General features: G+C 72.5%; 15 protein-coding genes and 3 tRNA genes. 5 read left to right on the forward strand and 13 right to left on the reverse strand.

What is annotated here, in order from left to right; all coding sequences use genetic code 11:
• Positions 1-221 precede the first annotated feature (221 nt).
• Positions 222-1241, forward strand: a complete 1020-nt coding sequence (locus tag OG276_RS14455; protein ID WP_266905491.1) for an adenosine deaminase — start codon at positions 222-224, stop codon at positions 1239-1241.
• A 12-nt stretch (positions 1242-1253) separates the two neighbouring features.
• On the opposite strand, the gene OG276_RS14460 is transcribed toward OG276_RS14455, so the two are convergent.
• The 10 genes from OG276_RS14460 to OG276_RS14505 form a co-directional block, all read right to left on the reverse strand.
• On the reverse strand, positions 1254-1670 hold the full coding sequence (locus tag OG276_RS14460; RefSeq protein WP_266905493.1) for a hypothetical protein: 417 nt from the start codon (positions 1668-1670) through the stop codon (positions 1254-1256).
• Between the two features lie 17 nt (positions 1671-1687).
• Positions 1688-2743: a UDP-N-acetylmuramate dehydrogenase gene (locus OG276_RS14465; protein ID WP_266905495.1), complete on the reverse strand. Its 1056-nt coding sequence runs from the start codon at positions 2741-2743 to the stop codon at positions 1688-1690.
• 130 nt (positions 2744-2873) lie between these two features.
• Positions 2874-3272, reverse strand: a complete 399-nt coding sequence (locus OG276_RS14470) for a DUF3291 domain-containing protein (RefSeq protein WP_266905497.1) — start codon at positions 3270-3272, stop codon at positions 2874-2876.
• Between the two features lie 108 nt (positions 3273-3380).
• Positions 3381-4868, reverse strand: coding sequence for a DHA2 family efflux MFS transporter permease subunit (locus OG276_RS14475; RefSeq protein WP_266905499.1), 1488 nt, complete (start codon positions 4866-4868; stop codon positions 3381-3383).
• Between the two features lie 151 nt (positions 4869-5019).
• Positions 5020-5574 carry a TetR/AcrR family transcriptional regulator gene (locus tag OG276_RS14480; RefSeq protein WP_266905501.1) on the reverse strand — a complete coding sequence of 185 codons (555 nt, stop codon included), beginning with the start codon at positions 5572-5574 and terminating at the stop codon, positions 5020-5022.
• 205 nt (positions 5575-5779) lie between these two features.
• A complete protein-coding gene (locus tag OG276_RS14485) occupies positions 5780-6208 on the reverse strand; it encodes a MaoC family dehydratase (RefSeq protein ID WP_266905503.1) in 429 nt (142 codons plus the stop codon).
• Between the two features lies 1 nt (position 6209).
• Positions 6210-6701, reverse strand: a complete 492-nt coding sequence (locus tag OG276_RS14490) for a MaoC family dehydratase N-terminal domain-containing protein (RefSeq protein WP_266905505.1) — start codon at positions 6699-6701, stop codon at positions 6210-6212.
• A gap of 109 nt (positions 6702-6810) precedes the next feature.
• Positions 6811-6975 carry a 50S ribosomal protein L33 gene (gene rpmG / locus OG276_RS14495; RefSeq protein WP_003956487.1) on the reverse strand — a complete coding sequence of 55 codons (165 nt, stop codon included), beginning with the start codon at positions 6973-6975 and terminating at the stop codon, positions 6811-6813.
• Between the two features lie 89 nt (positions 6976-7064).
• A tRNA-Met gene (locus OG276_RS14500) sits at positions 7065-7137 on the reverse strand.
• 48 nt (positions 7138-7185) lie between these two features.
• Positions 7186-7258: transfer RNA gene (locus tag OG276_RS14505), tRNA-Thr, on the reverse strand.
• Between the two features lie 607 nt (positions 7259-7865).
• Between OG276_RS14505 and OG276_RS14510 the strand changes: the two genes are divergently transcribed.
• Both OG276_RS14510 and OG276_RS14515 read left to right on the forward strand, forming a co-directional pair.
• Positions 7866-9200 (forward strand): amidohydrolase family protein, encoded by a 1335-nt coding sequence (locus OG276_RS14510; protein WP_266905507.1) that lies wholly within the window; start codon positions 7866-7868, stop codon positions 9198-9200.
• 54 nt (positions 9201-9254) lie between these two features.
• On the forward strand, positions 9255-9911 hold the full coding sequence (locus OG276_RS14515; protein WP_266905509.1) for an SDR family oxidoreductase: 657 nt from the start codon (positions 9255-9257) through the stop codon (positions 9909-9911).
• Positions 9912-10029: 118 nt separating this feature from the next.
• Here OG276_RS14515 and OG276_RS14520 read toward each other — a convergent pair whose 3' ends face one another.
• The 3 genes from OG276_RS14520 to OG276_RS14530 form a co-directional block, all read right to left on the reverse strand.
• Positions 10030-10467 carry a DUF3574 domain-containing protein gene (locus tag OG276_RS14520; RefSeq protein ID WP_266905511.1) on the reverse strand — a complete coding sequence of 146 codons (438 nt, stop codon included), beginning with the start codon at positions 10465-10467 and terminating at the stop codon, positions 10030-10032.
• An 81-nt stretch (positions 10468-10548) separates the two neighbouring features.
• The gene (locus tag OG276_RS14525; RefSeq protein WP_266905513.1) at positions 10549-10878 is read right to left on the reverse strand and encodes a hypothetical protein; all 330 of its coding nucleotides are present in this window, start codon (positions 10876-10878) and stop codon (positions 10549-10551) included.
• A gap of 253 nt (positions 10879-11131) precedes the next feature.
• Positions 11132-11213, reverse strand: a tRNA-Tyr gene (locus OG276_RS14530).
• Between the two features lie 198 nt (positions 11214-11411).
• Here OG276_RS14530 and OG276_RS14535 point away from each other — a divergent pair.
• Together OG276_RS14535 and OG276_RS14540 are read left to right on the forward strand one after the other, a co-directional pair.
• A complete protein-coding gene (locus tag OG276_RS14535) occupies positions 11412-11900 on the forward strand; it encodes a YajQ family cyclic di-GMP-binding protein (protein WP_266905515.1) in 489 nt (162 codons plus the stop codon).
• A 319-nt stretch (positions 11901-12219) separates the two neighbouring features.
• Positions 12220-13647, forward strand: a complete 1428-nt coding sequence (locus OG276_RS14540; protein WP_266905517.1) for a SulP family inorganic anion transporter — start codon at positions 12220-12222, stop codon at positions 13645-13647.
• The last annotated feature ends 20 nt before the right edge of the window (positions 13648-13667 follow it).

The following is a 13667-nucleotide window of genomic DNA, read 5'->3' on the forward strand; positions in this document are numbered from 1 at the left end:
CCCCGCAGCCACGCCTGAGCGGCGGTTCCCTCTCCGGGGAGCCGCCGCTCAGGCGTTCCCGGGAGCGCTGCCGCTCCACCCCGGTCCGCTGCGCGGGGCCTTCCGGGCGGCGCCCGGAAGGCCCCGCGCAGCGGCCCCCGATCCCCGCTCATGCGTTCGCGCAAGCCCCCGATCGGTAAAACCCCCTCCCGCCGGGGGCGGCAGTGCGGCAGGATCAACAAATGGAGCACGCACGCGATCTCACGCTTCTGCCGAAGGCCCACCTCCACCTGCACTTCACCGGCTCGATGCGACCGTCGACCCTGCTGGAGCTCGCCGACAAGTACGGCGTCCGGCTCCCGGACGCCCTGACCTCCGCCGAGCCACCCAAGCTCCGCGCCACCGACGAACGCGGCTGGTTCCGCTTCCAGCGGCTCTACGACGCCGCCCGCTCCTGCCTGCGCGAGCCCGACGACATCCGCCGCCTGGTCCGCGAGGCCGCGGAGGAGGACGTACGGGACGGCAGCGGCTGGCTGGAGATCCAGGTGGATCCCACCTCCTACGCCCCCCTCCTCGGCGGGATGATCCCGGCCGTCGAGATCATCCTCGACGCCGTGGACGCCGCCTCCCGCGAGACCGGCCTCGGCATGCGCGTCGTCATCGCCGCCAACCGCATGAAGCACCCCCTCGACGCCCGCACCCTGGCCCGGCTCGCCGTCCGCTACGCCGACCGCGGCATCGTCGGGTTCGGGCTCTCCAACGACGAGCGCCGCGGCATGGCCCGCGACTTCGACCGGGCCTTCGCCATCGCCCGCGAGGGCGGACTGCTCGCGGCCCCGCACGGCGGCGAGCTCACCGGCCCGTCCTCCGTCCGCGACTGCCTCGACGATCTGCACGCCGCCCGCATCGGGCACGGCGTACGGGCCGCCGAGGATCCGCGCCTGCTCAAGCGGCTCGCCGACCGGCAGATCACCTGTGAGGTCTGTCCGGCGTCCAACGTCGCCCTCGGGGTGTACGAGCGCCACGAGGACGTCCCGCTGCGCACCCTCTTCGAGGCCGGGGTCCCGATGGCCCTGGGGGCGGACGATCCGCTGCTCTTCGGGTCCCGGCTCGCGGCCCAGTACGAGATCGCCCGCCAGTACCACGCCTTCACGGACACGGAGCTCGCCGAGCTGGCCCGCCAGTCGGTGCGCGGCAGCGCGGCGCCCGCCGGCGTACAGGAGAAGCTGCTGGCCGGGATCGACCACTGGATCACCTCGTAGGGGCGGCCCGCGTCAGCGCGTGAGCCGCAGGTCGCCCTCGTGGCAGTCGGCGCGCACCCGCGCGCCGTCCGGGAAGCCGATCTCCAGGTGGGTGCGCCCCTGTGCGGGCAGCGCGAACTCGGCGACCGATTCCACGGTCTCGCCGAGGTGGCGCAGGAAGGGGTGGTCTCCGAGGTCCTCGCCGACCTCGATGCGGCCCCACTCCCCCATGTCGTAGGGCTCGTGCGGGGCCTCGGATTCCACGATGAGGCAGGCGTCGGACCCGGTGGTGATCCGGGTGGACTCCCCGTCGCTGTCGAAGAGCCAGACGTCGAGGGGAGCCTCGGAGCGTTCGCCGTCGCTGATGTGCCAGGACGCGACGACCTTGTCGATCGTGCGTCCCACCAGCCGGGTGGGGTCCGTACCGGCCCCGTGCAGGGGACAGAGCATGGGCGGGCCGGGACTCCTCAGATGCTGACGCCGACCGTCACCGGCTCGTTGACCAGAGTGACGCCGAAGGCCGCGTGGACGCCCGCGACGACCTCGCGGGCCAGGTCGAGGAGGTCTTCGGTGGTGGCCTCGCCGCGGTTGGTGAGGGCGAGGGTGTGCTTGGTGGAGATGCGGGCGGGGCCCTCGCCGTAGCCCTTGGTGAAGCCGGCCTTGTCGATCAGCCAGGCCGCGCTGGTCTTCGTACGGCCCTCTCCGGCCGGGTACGCGGGCGGGGCGGTCTCGGGGCCGAGCCGCTCCTGGGCGCGGGCGAGGAAGGCGGCGTACGCCTCGTCGCCGAGGATCGGGTTGTGGAAGAAGGAGCCGGCCGACCAGGTGTCGTGGTCGGCGGGGTCGAGGACCATGCCCTTGCCGGCGCGCAGCCGCAGGACGGTCTCGCGCGCCTGCGCCGCGGGCACCCGGTCGCCGGCCTCGACGCCGAGGGCGCGGGCCGTCTCGGGGTACTTGACCGGCGCGGACAGGCCGCCCGCGTCCTCCAGTGCGAAGCGGACGCGCAGGACGACGTACCGGTCGGGCCGGTGCTTGAAGAGGCTGTCGCGGTACGAGAACGCGCAGTCGGCGGCCGAGAGCGTGACCGTTTCTCCGCGCGTGCGGTCGTAGGCGACGACCTCGGTGATCGTGTCGCAGACCTCCTGGCCGTACGCCCCGACGTTCTGGATCGGGGTGGCGCCGGCCGAGCCGGGGATCCCGGCGAGGCATTCGATGCCCGCGAGCCCGGCGTCGACGACGCGGGCGACGGCCTCGCTCCAGTTCTCGCCGGCGGCGAGCTCCAGCCGGGTCCCGTCGAGCGCGAACCCGGTGGTCGCGATCCGCAGGGCGGTGCCGTCGAAACCCTGGTCGCCGATGACCAGGTTGCTGCCGCCGCCGATGACCAGGAGCGGGGTGCCGCTCTCGTCCGCGGCGCGCACGGTGGCGACGACCTCGGCGTCGGTGGTCGCGGTGACCAGCCGGGCGGCGGGGCCGCCGAGCCGGAAGGTGGTCAGCGGGGCGAGGGGGGCGTCGTGGAGTTCCTGCACGTGGACAAGAGTACGGTCCGCGTCCCCCCGAGCGGGCGGGGCCACGGACCGTGCGCGTACCGCAGGGCCGTACGGGGGCCGGGCGGCCCGCCTCAGCCGCGCTCCGGCTCCTGCTCCGGCTCCTTCGTCTTCACTGCTTCCGTGCTTGCTCGGCGAGGCGGCGCTCCGCCTCGGCCCAGCCGATGGGGAGCTCGCCCGCCGGGACGGTCCAGAAGACGAACCCGGCCTCCTTCGTATAGGCGGCGGCCGCCCGGGAGCTGGACCGGTGCGGTTCGCTGCCCGCGAAGCGGTAGAGCGCGTCCCGGTCCTCCCAGGCGGACAGGGTCAGGAAGGTGCGGCGCAGGACCCGGGCCCGCAGGGCGACCCCGTGGGCTCCGGGGGCCTTGCGCATCTGGAGGACGATGCCGGGCGACTTGAGGAAGAACCTCAGTGCTCCGGTCAGGCTCGTCGTCTCGAAGCGGGAGGCCATGACGTAGACCTCGGCGCCGGCGGCGGGCCGGGTGGGCGTGGACCAGGGGATGTCGGGCATGACGGGCCCTTCCTCTCGCGGACGTGTCGTACGGACCTTCGTGCGCGTCGGCGGCTGCGGTCCCCCCGCCGGCCGCCGCGCGGGCACCGGCCGGCGAGCGGGACCCGCTCAGACGGCCACCTTCTCGGGAGCGCGCCCGCCGGCCGGGGCCGCACCCCGGTCGTCCGCCGGCAGGTCCTCAGTCGGCAGGTCCTCCATCGACAGGGCGGCCCGGGCCTTTTCCTCGGCCCGGCCGGGGAGCAGGAGCGCCAGGACGGCCGCCACGGCGACGGCCGCGCCGCCGATCCAGAGGGCGGGGACGGTGCCGTCGGTGAAGGACTGCCCGGACTGGTAGCCGCCCTGGGCGGAGAAGACGGAGGCGAGGACGGCGACGCCGAGGGCTCCGCCGACTTCGCGCAGGGCGCTGTTGGCGCCGGCGGCCTTGCCCTGGTCGGCTCGGGCGACGGTGGACATGAGGGCGTTGGAGGCGGGGGCGAAGAACAGGCCCATGCCGATGCCGCTGATGATCAGCGCCGGGAGCTGGGCGGCGTAGGAGACTTCGGTGCCCAGGATCACGGCGAACCAGCCGAGACCGATGGCCTGGAGCGCCAGCCCGGCGACCACGACGGGCCGGCTGCCGATGCGGTCGGAGAGGATCCCGGAGATCGGGGCGGCGATCATGGGCATGGCGGTCCAGGGGAGCATCCGCAGCCCGGCTTCGGTGGGCGAGTAGCCGAGGACGCCCTGGAGGAACTGGCTCAGCAGGAAGATCGAGCCGAACATCCCGACGAACATCAGCAGGCTCGCCATGTTGATGCCGAAGAAGCCCCGGTCGCGGAAGAGCCGCATGGGCAGCACCGGGTTGGCGCTGCGGAAGCCGTGGACGACGAACGCGCCCACGAGCGCGGCCCCCACCAGCAGCGGGGTGAGCACGGAGGGGCTGGTCCAGCCGTCCGCGTTGGCGTTGACCAGCCCGTAGACGATGCCGAAGAGCCCGCCGCTGATGAGCAGGGTGCCCGGGACGTCGAGTTTGGCCTGCGGGGCGGTGGACTCGCCGAGCCGCATCCGGGAGAGCGGAATGAGCGCCAGTCCGACCGGGACGTTCAGCCAGAAGATCCACTGCCAGGAGATGTGCTCGGTGAGGCTGCCGCCGATGAGCGGCCCGCTCGCCACGGCGAGGCCGGTGAGGGCGCCGTAGATGCCGAGGGCCATTCCGCGCCGGGCGGCGGGGACGGCGACGGTCAGCAGCGTGAGCGAGAGCGGCATCATGATCGCCGCGCCGACTCCCTGGACGGCCCGGGCGGCGATGAGCTCGTTGATACCGGGCGACAGGGCCGCGGCGGCGGACGCGGCGGTGAACACGGCCGTGCCGGCGATGAAGAGCCGCCGGCGGCCGAACCGGTCACCGAGGGCCGCGCCGAACATGAGCAGGACGGCGAAGGTGAGCGTGTACGCGTTCACCGTCCACTCCAGGTCCTCCAGCTTCCCGCCGAGGTCCTCGCGGATGGACGGGAGCGCGGTGGTGACGACGAGGTTGTCGAGCGCGGCCATGAAGCTGGCGGCCCCGGTGATGACGAGGGCCCAGACCGCGGGCGCACGAAGCTTGGTGTCTTGCACGTTTCCCCCAAAACTAGTTATTGATCACTAACTTCAACGGACAGAACCGAGCCCCGCGCGCGGCCGGCGAACAGACGGCGCCGAGGAGGAGCGAGGCGGACTGGGCAGAGGGGCCGCCGGAGAGGGCTGGACGGGAGGGACGTACTCGCCCCTACTCGGGCCGGACGCCCGGGTAACAGCCGTCCCAGACCCGGTGCCCGGGCGGGAACCCCATGGCGGACAGGGTGTTGATCAGCATTCCGTACGCGAGGAAGCTGGTCGTCTCCTTCACGTCCGCCCCCAGCGGCACGTGCAGGGTGTCCCACAACTCCATCCAGGCGGCCCGCACCATCTCGCCGAACTCGGGCTCCCCGGCAGCCTCGGCGGCGGCGACGGTCACGTACGTCTGGAGCTGCATCTGCAGCTTCTCGGGCTGCTCGGCGATCAGCTTCATGTAGGCCACGCTCATCGCCTCGACCGCATCCTCGCCGTGGAGACCCTTGGCGGCTTCCTCGAAGACGCGCCGGATGTCCTCCATGCAGCGGGCGGCGGCGGCCAGGAAGATGGCCTGCTTGTTCGGGAAGAGCCGGAACAGGTACGGCTGAGACACCCCGACGCGCTTGGCGATCGCCTCGGTGGAGGTCCCGTAGTACCCGCCCCGCGCGAACTCGCCCATCGCCGCCAGGATGACGCTCTCGCGTCGCTCTTCCGCACTCATCCTTGCCATGCTTCGAAGTTAGTGCTCAATCACTAACTTGGCAAGCCGTATCGGCGGGTGAGCACCAAAAAGGCCCTGACCTGCGAGTTCCCTCGCCGGCCAGAGCCTTGTCGGTAACACCTGAAGCAAATGGGGCCCGAGGGGCCTCCAGGAGGCCACCGGGAGGCGCACAGGGGTCCCAGGAGGCCCACAGGGGCAGGCCTCAGGGGGCTGCCTACGCGAGAGCAACCACCGCGCGCGACATCCCCAGCACCTTCTGCCCGGCGCTCATGGCCGTCAGGTCGACCCGCACCCGCTTGTCGTCCAGCTTCACCGCGACCTTGGCCGTGACCTCGATCAGCGCGCCCTGCCCGTCGTTCGGAACGACGACCGGCTTCGTGAACCGCACCCCGTACTCCACGACCGCACCCGGGTCGCCCACCCAGTCGGTCACGACGCGGATCGCCTCGGCCATGGTGAACATGCCGTGGGCGATCACGTCGGGCAGTCCGACCTCGGTGGCGAACTTCTCGTTCCAGTGGATCGGGTTGAAGTCACCCGACGCACCCGCGTACCGCACCAGCGTCGCCCGCGTGACGGGGAAGGACGCCGCCGGCAGCTCGGTGCCGACCTCGACGTCGTCGTACTGGATCTGGGCAGCCATCTCAGGCCTCCTCGGGAGCGGAACCGGCGGCGGCGGGAGCGGCGGCGGGCTCGGGCGCCCGGGAGACGAGCTTCGTCCAGGCCGTCACCACGTGCTCGCCGGACTCGTCGTGGACCTCACCGCGGATGTCGATGACGTCGTTGCCCGCGAGCGACTTGATGGCCTCGATGGTCGAGGTCACCGTCAGCCGGTCGCCCGCCCGCACGGGGCGGGTGTACGCGAACTTCTGGTCGCCGTGCACGACGCGGCTGTAGTCCAGGCCCAGCTGCGGGTCGTCGACGACCTGGCTGGCCGCGGCGAACGTGATGGCAAACACAAAGGTCGGCGGGGCGATCACGTCCTGGTGACCGAACGCCTTGGCTGCCTCGGGATCCGTGTACACCGGATTGGCGTCACCCACGGCGACCGCGAATTCGCGGATCTTCTCCCGGCCGACCTCGTACGGATCGGTGGGCGGGTAGCTCCGCCCCACGAAGGACTGGTCGAGCGCCATGACTCCCTACCTCCTTGTTGAAACGATCTGTCGAAACGACATAAGGCCGCCCCCCAAATGAAGGGGGCGACCTCATGACTGTGCCTGTTGAACGAGACTTCGCTAAGTGCTAGCGGGTCTCGCGGTGCGCGGTGTGCGAGTTGCAACGCGGGCAGTGCTTCTTCATCTCAAGACGGTCCGGGTTGTTACGCCGGTTCTTCTTGGTGATGTAGTTCCGCTCCTTGCACTCCACGCAGGCCAGCGTGATCTTCGGGCGGACGTCGGTGGCAGCCACGTGAGTGCTCCTTGACGGACATTAGGGACGGATGAACGCATAAAAGAGTAGCCGATCGGGAGACCGACCCCGCAATCGGCTACTGTGTGTAGCGGCGACCGGACTTGAACCGGTGACACAGCGATTATGAGCCGCTTGCTCTACCGACTGAGCTACGCCGCTTTGATGAGATCCGCTCCCCACCCGAGGGTGGGGAACCTCTCTCACCAGAGCCCCAATGCGGAATCGAACCGCAGACCTTCTCCTTACCATGGAGACGCTCTACCGACTGAGCTATTGGGGCGAGCGAGGAAGACATTACACGGTCGCCCGCCGATCGCCCAAATCCTTTGCGGGGCCTGGCCTCCGAGCCCCATCGCGGCCTTTCTTGATCCGCGCGAAACGCGTCTCCGGAGCCCCTCCGGGCGCCTTTCGCCCCGAAAGGTGTCGGGCATCACACCCGCGACCACCCGAGTTCCACTCTGAGTAACCAAGAACCCCGGCCGAATCCCCGCCGAACCCTCGGCGGAGCCCTCCGTCGCCGAAACCACCCCGAGCGCGCCTCTTCCCAGCACCTCCGAGCCGTCGCTACGGCGGCCCGGGGCGGACTGCGGACTGCGGACGCGGGGTCGGCCCGGATCCGAACAGGAACCGGGGCACGGAGGCGGCGGGCACCTGCGGACCGCACGGGGCTCGCGGGGCTGCGGGGCTGCGGGGCTGCGGGGCTCGCGGGGCTCCCGGGGGCGGGGGCGCCCTCGCCAGGGCGGTCCAGCCAGACGCACCGGTACGACTATTGCCCTCTTCCGCGAAGCGAGCACCCCTGCCCCCTAGGCTCTGAGCACGCTGCGTGATCTTGGGCCGCGGGCCGCGGCCACGGCCCCAGGAACCGCCCGAGCCACCGCAGGAGCGCGATGTCCGACAGCCCGCCGCAGCAGCCGTCCCACTCCCCGCGCAACCGCCCCGGCAGCGGCCAGGGGCAGGGCCAAGGCCAAGGTCAGGGGCAGGGCCCCGAAGGCACCCAGGGCAGCCAGGGCCCGGCGGCCCCCGAGTCCACCACCCTGCTCCTCACCGGCGCCCGCCTCACCGACGGCCGCACCGTCGACGTCCGCCTCGGCGGCGGCCGGATCCAGGCCGTCGGGACGGCCGGCAGCCTGCCCGCCGCCGCGGGCGCCCGCGTCGACCTCACCGGCTACCTGCTGCTCCCCGCGCCCGCCGAGCCCCATTCCCACGGGGACACCGCCCTGACCGCGGACAGCGAGGGGCCCGTCTCCTACTCCCCCGACGAGGTGCAGCGCCGCGCCACCGAGGCCGCCCTCCTCCAGCTCGGGCACGGCGCCACGGCCGTCCGGTCCCACGTGCGCATCGGCGACGTGCACGGCCTCGGCCCCCTGGAGGCCGTGCTCCAGGCCCGCCGCTCCCTGCGCGGGCTCACCGATCTCACCACCGTCGCCGTGCCCCGGCTGCTGACCGGGGTGGCCGGGGCCGACGGGCTCGCCATGCTGCGGGACGCCGTGAAGATGGGTGCCTCCGTCATCGGCGGCTGCCCCGACCTCGACCCCGACCCCACCGGCTTCCTCGAAGCCGTACTGGAACTCGCCTCCGAGCACGGCTGCCCCGTCGACCTGCACACCGACGGGGACGACCCGGCCCGCCTGTCCCGGCTCGCGGCCATGGCCGGCGGGCTGCGGCCGGGGGTCTCCATCGGGCCCTGCGGCGGTCTGTCCCGGCTCCCGCTGGACGTGGCGACCCGGGCCGCCGACCAACTGGCGGCCGCCGGCGTGGGAGTGACCTGCCTCCCCCAGGGCGACTGCGCGGCCCTGGAGCGGCGGGGACTGCGCACCGCCCCCGTACGGCTGCTGCGCGCCGCCGGGGTCCGTGTGGCGGCCGGGAGCGGTGCCCTGCGCGACGCGGGCAACCCGGTCGGGCGCGGGGACCCGCTCGAAGCCGCGTACCTCCTGGCCTCCCAGGGCGGGCTCCGCGCCACCGAGGCCTACCACTCGGTCGGCGGCGCCGCCCGCGAGGCGATGGGCCTGCCGGAGGTGCGGGTGGAGGCCGGCTTCCCGGCGGAGCTGCTCGCCGTGCGCGGGGACCGGATCGCGAGCGTGCTGTCCCTCGCGTACAGCCGGATCGTCATCCACCGCGGGCGGGTGGTAGCCCGGACGAGTGCCGTACGGGAGTACTGCGACTCCGCCGTCGCGGTGGCCCTGGACCTGCCCCGGCAGGGCCGTATGGAGCCCGGTCCCTGAGGGTTCACCGCATGTTCCCGGGCGCGGGCGCCCGGCTCGTCGTACGGTCGTGGCATGCGCATCGTCATCGCGGGTGGACACGGTCAGATCGCGCTGCGGCTGGAGCGCCTGCTCGCCGCGCGCGGGTACGAGGTCGCGGGCATCATCCGCGATCCGGCACAGGGCGACGACCTCAGGGAGGCGGGCGCCGAACCGGTGCTGTGCGATCTGGAATCGGCGTCGGTCGAGCACGTGGCGGGCATCCTGCAGGGCGCGGACGCCGCGGTGTTCGCGGCGGGCGCGGGGCCCGGCAGCGGGGCCGGTCGCAAGGACACGGTGGACCGGGGCGCGGCGGTGCTGTTCGCGGACGCCGCCGAACGGGCCCGGGTACGCCGCTTCCTGATGGTCTCTTCGATGGGCGCGGACACCCGCCGCGAAGGCGACGAGGTCTTCGACCACTACCTCCGCGCCAAGGGCGAGGCCGACGAGCACGTCCGCACCCGTCTGGGCCTGGAGTGGACGGTCCTGCGCCCGGGCTCGCTGATCGACGACGCGGGTACCGGCCTGGTCCGACTGGAGGCGCAGACGGGCCGCGGGCCGGTCACCCGCGACGACGTGGCGGCGGTGCTCGCCGAGCTGATCGAGACCCCCGCGACCGCGGGCCTGACCCTGGAACTCATCGCGGGGTCCACCCCGGTCCCGGTGGCGGTCAAGGACGTGGCGGGCAACTAGACCGCCCCCGCCCCGGCCGGCGGGAAGCCGCCCGGTCGGGGCACGGGACGGGACGGGGAACAGCAGCCCACGGACCACCGGCCGGCCGGTCAGAAGTCGGCGGTCAGAAGACGGGCGCTCAGAAGTCGGCGGTCAACCGGTCGTCGGACCGCCCGACGGAATCCTGCTCGAACCGCTTCTCGTACGCCTGCCGGATCCGCTCGATGCGCGCGCCGCGCTCGTCGGCCTCCGCCTCCGGGTACAGCAGCACCACCTCGTACGAGGTCTCACGGATGATCTTTCCGTCCCGCTGCCACTGGCCTCGCCCGCTCTGGAGGGTCAGCCCCTCGGGGAAGGCGGGGGTGATCTCCCGTTCGAGGAACCCCGTGAACTCCCGCTCCCCCACCGGTGGGCGGCCGTTCGGCCGCTCGGTGCCGAAGTAGAGCCGGGTCTCTTGGTAGGGGTGCCCCACATCGCTGTTCAGCGCCGCTCCGACCAGAGCCGGGATCCCCGCTCCGAGCAGGGCGAGGAGCACCCCGCCGCCGACCTTTCCGCGCGCGTCAGAAGTCCATTTCACGCCGGATGAACGACCGGGGCCCCGCATCGGCACGCCCGATCCGCCCGATGGGCTCACCCCGCGCCCGCTCCGGCCGGCCCCTCATGCCGTCTCCAGCCGGCGCCGCCACCACGGATCCCCTGGCGGGGCGTACGGGTCATTGAGCGTCCGGGCGAGGAACCGCGCGTCGAGCGGCGCGAGCACGGCCCGCAGCTCCCGCGCGGCGCGACGGGACAGGGAGAGGCAGAAGACCTCCAAGGCCTCCCGGTGATCGCCGCCCCAGACGGGTTGGCAGCAGGGGCAGTCGTCGTACCAACTCGGGTAGATGATCCACGACGGTCCGCGCCCGTACACCGTCGCGCGCCAGGCGGACAGCGCGCGATGGGCCGCGCCCGGCTCGTACCGGTGGCGTTCGACGTGGGCGATCTCCACGAGAGTGCGGGAGGAGACACCCGGAACGACGGCTCGGTCGCCCGCTCGGGACGTCCGGCGTGGCAGGTCCGACCGGACCTGCGAGGGCGCCTTACGCGCCATGGCCCTTTCGGCCGCTGATGCTGATCATGGGGACACCATGCACCCCGGACCGCTTCGCCGCCCAGCGGTTTTCCGCGGGGCTCTCCGATCCAGGTGTACGAGAAAACCCCCGCCCACTGCATTTCTGCAATGGACGAGGGTTTCACTCGCGTGGCGGCGCCAGGGTTCGAACCTGGGTAGGCTGAGCCGGCAGATTTACAGTCTGCTCCCTTTGGCCACTCGGGCACACCGCCATGATCGCTGCCGTCTTTCCGCCTTGCGGCGGCGCTCCGTGGCAACGACGTAAACGATACCCGATGACCGGGGGTGCTTCGCCACCGGATTGATCAGCACCGCACGTGGGCTCGGTGGCTAGGCTTTGCGGAGCGGTCCGGGGATGTCCGGCCGTGCCCTTCGGGGCCATCACTACCGACTTCAAGGAGCCACAGCACATGGCCGACTCCAGTTTCGACATCGTCTCGAAGGTCGAGCGGCAGGAGGTCGACAACGCCCTCAACCAGTCCGCCAAGGAGCTCTCGCAGCGCTACGACTTCAAGGGCACCGGCGCCACGATCGCCTGGTCCGGCGAGAAGATCCTGATGGAGGCGAACTCCGAGGAGCGCGTCAAGGCCGTCCTGGACGTCTTCGAGACCAAGCTGGTCAAGCGCGGGATCTCCCTCAAGGCGCTCGACGCCGGTGAGCCGCAGCTGTCCGGCAAGGAGTACAAGATCTTCGCCACGATCGAAGAAGGCATCTCCCAGGAGAACGCCAAGAAGGTCGCGAAGATCATCCGTGACGAGGGCCCCAAGGGCGTCAAGGCCCAGGTCCAGGGTGAGGAGCTGCGCGTCAGCTCCAAGAGCCGCGACGACCTCCAGGAAGTCCAGGCCCTCCTCAAGGGCAAGGACCTGGACTTCGCGATCCAGTACGTGAACTACCGCTGATCGCAGGCTCAGGCCTCGGTTCAGCCCGCACACCGGCCCGGCGGTCCTTCGAGGACCGCCGGGCCGCGGTCGTTGCGGCGGGGGCGGGGGGGCGGGTGCGGCAGGGGCTCGTGCGGTGGGGCGGGGCACCGCGGATGGGGCACCGCGGGCGGTGGAGCGGGCGGTGGAGCGGGCGGTGAGCGGGACCGGCGCTCAGTGGGTGTGTGCCGGGCGTGAGCGGCGTACGCGCCCGTGGCGTCCTCCGTGTGCACTTGGGCGGCGGGGAGTGCGCCCACCAGGGTGAGGGGTGTCCGTCACCGCCTCGACAGGGGGTTCCCGCATGCCTGGGGCCGGCACGTTACGTGAAGACTTCGGGGCGTCCGTCGTTGTCGCTCTGGTCGCGCTACCGCTCTGCGTCGGAGTGGCCGTCGCCTCCGGTGTGCCGGCCGAACTCGGGATCCTCACCGGGGTCGTGGGCGGGCTGGTCACCGGCTGGTTCCGGGGAAGTTCCCTCCAGGTGAGCGGCCCGGCCGCCGGGCTCACCGTGCTCGTCTACGAGGCCGTGCGGACCTACGGGCTGCCCGCGCTCGGCGTACTCGTCCTGGCCGCCGGCCTGGTGCAGCTGGGCATGGGCGTGCTGCGGCTCGGGCGGTGGTTCCGGGCGATCTCCGTGGCCGTCGTGCACGGGATGCTGGCCGGCATCGGGCTCGTGCTGATCGCCGGTCAGCTGTACGCCCTGGCCGATGTGCAGGCCCCGGCGCGGACCCTGGAGAAGCTGGCCGGGGCCCTGCAGCTCGGCGGGCGCGCCGACTGGACCGCCGTGGCGCTGGGGGCCGGGACCGTCGCGGTCCTGGTGGTGTGGCGGCGGATGCCCGACCGGTTGCGGCTCGTGCCGGGGGCGCTCGTCGGGGTCGCGGCCGCGACCGCCGCGGCCGTGGTGCTGCGACTGCCCGTCGAGCGGGTCCGGGTCACGGGCGTCCTGTCGGCTGTGACCCCGCCCGACTGGGGGGACTTCGGGGTGCTGGCCTCCGTGGGGGCCGTCGGGACCGTGGTCGCGCTGGCGCTGATCGCCTCCGCCGAGACGCTGTTCAGTGCCGCGGCCGTGGACCGCATGCACGACGGGGACCGGACCGACTACGACCGCGAACTGGTCGCCCAGGGCGTCGGGAACACCCTCTGCGGGCTCCTCGGGGCCCTGCCGATGACCGCCGTCATCGTCCGCAGCGCCGCCAACGTCGAGGCCGGCGCCCGCACTCGGGCCTCCCGGATCCTGCACGGCGGCTGGCTGCTGCTGTTCGCCGTGGCCGTCCCCGGACTGCTGGAGTCCGTCCCGCTCGCCGCGCTGGCCGGGGTGCTGCTGCACGCCGGCTGGAAGCTGCTGCCGGTCCGGGCGGTGGCCGCCCTGTGGCGCTCACACCGGGGCGAGGCGGTCGTCCTGGTGGCGACGGCCTCGGCGATCGTGGCCACGAACCTCTTCGAGGGGGTGCTCGCCGGACTGGGGCTCGCCGTCGCCAAGGCGGCCTGGGAGACCTCCCACGTCCACATCGAGCCGGTGTGGGAGGGCGACGAACTGCGCGTGCGGATCCTGGGGAACGCCAGCTTCCTGCGCCTGCCCAAACTGCTCGACGAGCTGGACGCACTCCCCCGCGGCGGCGCCGTCCGCCTCGACCTGAGCGGGCTGCGCCACCTCGACCACGCCTGCCTGACCGCACTGGACGGCTGGGAGCGCAGCCGCACGCCCGTCCCCGGCAAGGAAGGCGTCACCTAGCCCGGATACCCTCCGGCCGT

It is taken from the genome of Streptomyces sp. NBC_00086, assembly GCF_026343255.1.
Classification (GTDB): Bacteria; Actinomycetota; Actinomycetes; order Streptomycetales; family Streptomycetaceae; genus Streptomyces.

Excerpts from the sequence above, each read along its gene's own strand:
- OG276_RS14455 (WP_266905491.1), top strand. The coding sequence starts at position 222 with ATGGAGCACGCACGCGATCTCACGCTTCTGCCGAAGGCCCACCTCCAC.
- OG276_RS14460 (WP_266905493.1), bottom strand. The coding sequence starts at position 1,670 with ATGCTCTGTCCCCTGCACGGGGCCGGTACGGACCCCACCCGGCTGGTG.
- OG276_RS14470 (WP_266905497.1), bottom strand. The coding sequence starts at position 3,272 with ATGCCCGACATCCCCTGGTCCACGCCCACCCGGCCCGCCGCCGGCGCC.
- OG276_RS14480 (WP_266905501.1), bottom strand. The coding sequence starts at position 5,574 with ATGGCAAGGATGAGTGCGGAAGAGCGACGCGAGAGCGTCATCCTGGCG.
- OG276_RS14485 (WP_266905503.1), bottom strand. The coding sequence starts at position 6,208 with ATGGCTGCCCAGATCCAGTACGACGACGTCGAGGTCGGCACCGAGCTG.
- OG276_RS14490 (WP_266905505.1), bottom strand. The coding sequence starts at position 6,701 with ATGGCGCTCGACCAGTCCTTCGTGGGGCGGAGCTACCCGCCCACCGAT.
- OG276_RS14510 (WP_266905507.1), top strand. The coding sequence starts at position 7,866 with ATGTCCGACAGCCCGCCGCAGCAGCCGTCCCACTCCCCGCGCAACCGC.
- OG276_RS14515 (WP_266905509.1), top strand. The coding sequence starts at position 9,255 with ATGCGCATCGTCATCGCGGGTGGACACGGTCAGATCGCGCTGCGGCTG.
- OG276_RS14535 (WP_266905515.1), top strand. The coding sequence starts at position 11,412 with ATGGCCGACTCCAGTTTCGACATCGTCTCGAAGGTCGAGCGGCAGGAG.
- OG276_RS14540 (WP_266905517.1), top strand. The coding sequence starts at position 12,220 with ATGCCTGGGGCCGGCACGTTACGTGAAGACTTCGGGGCGTCCGTCGTT.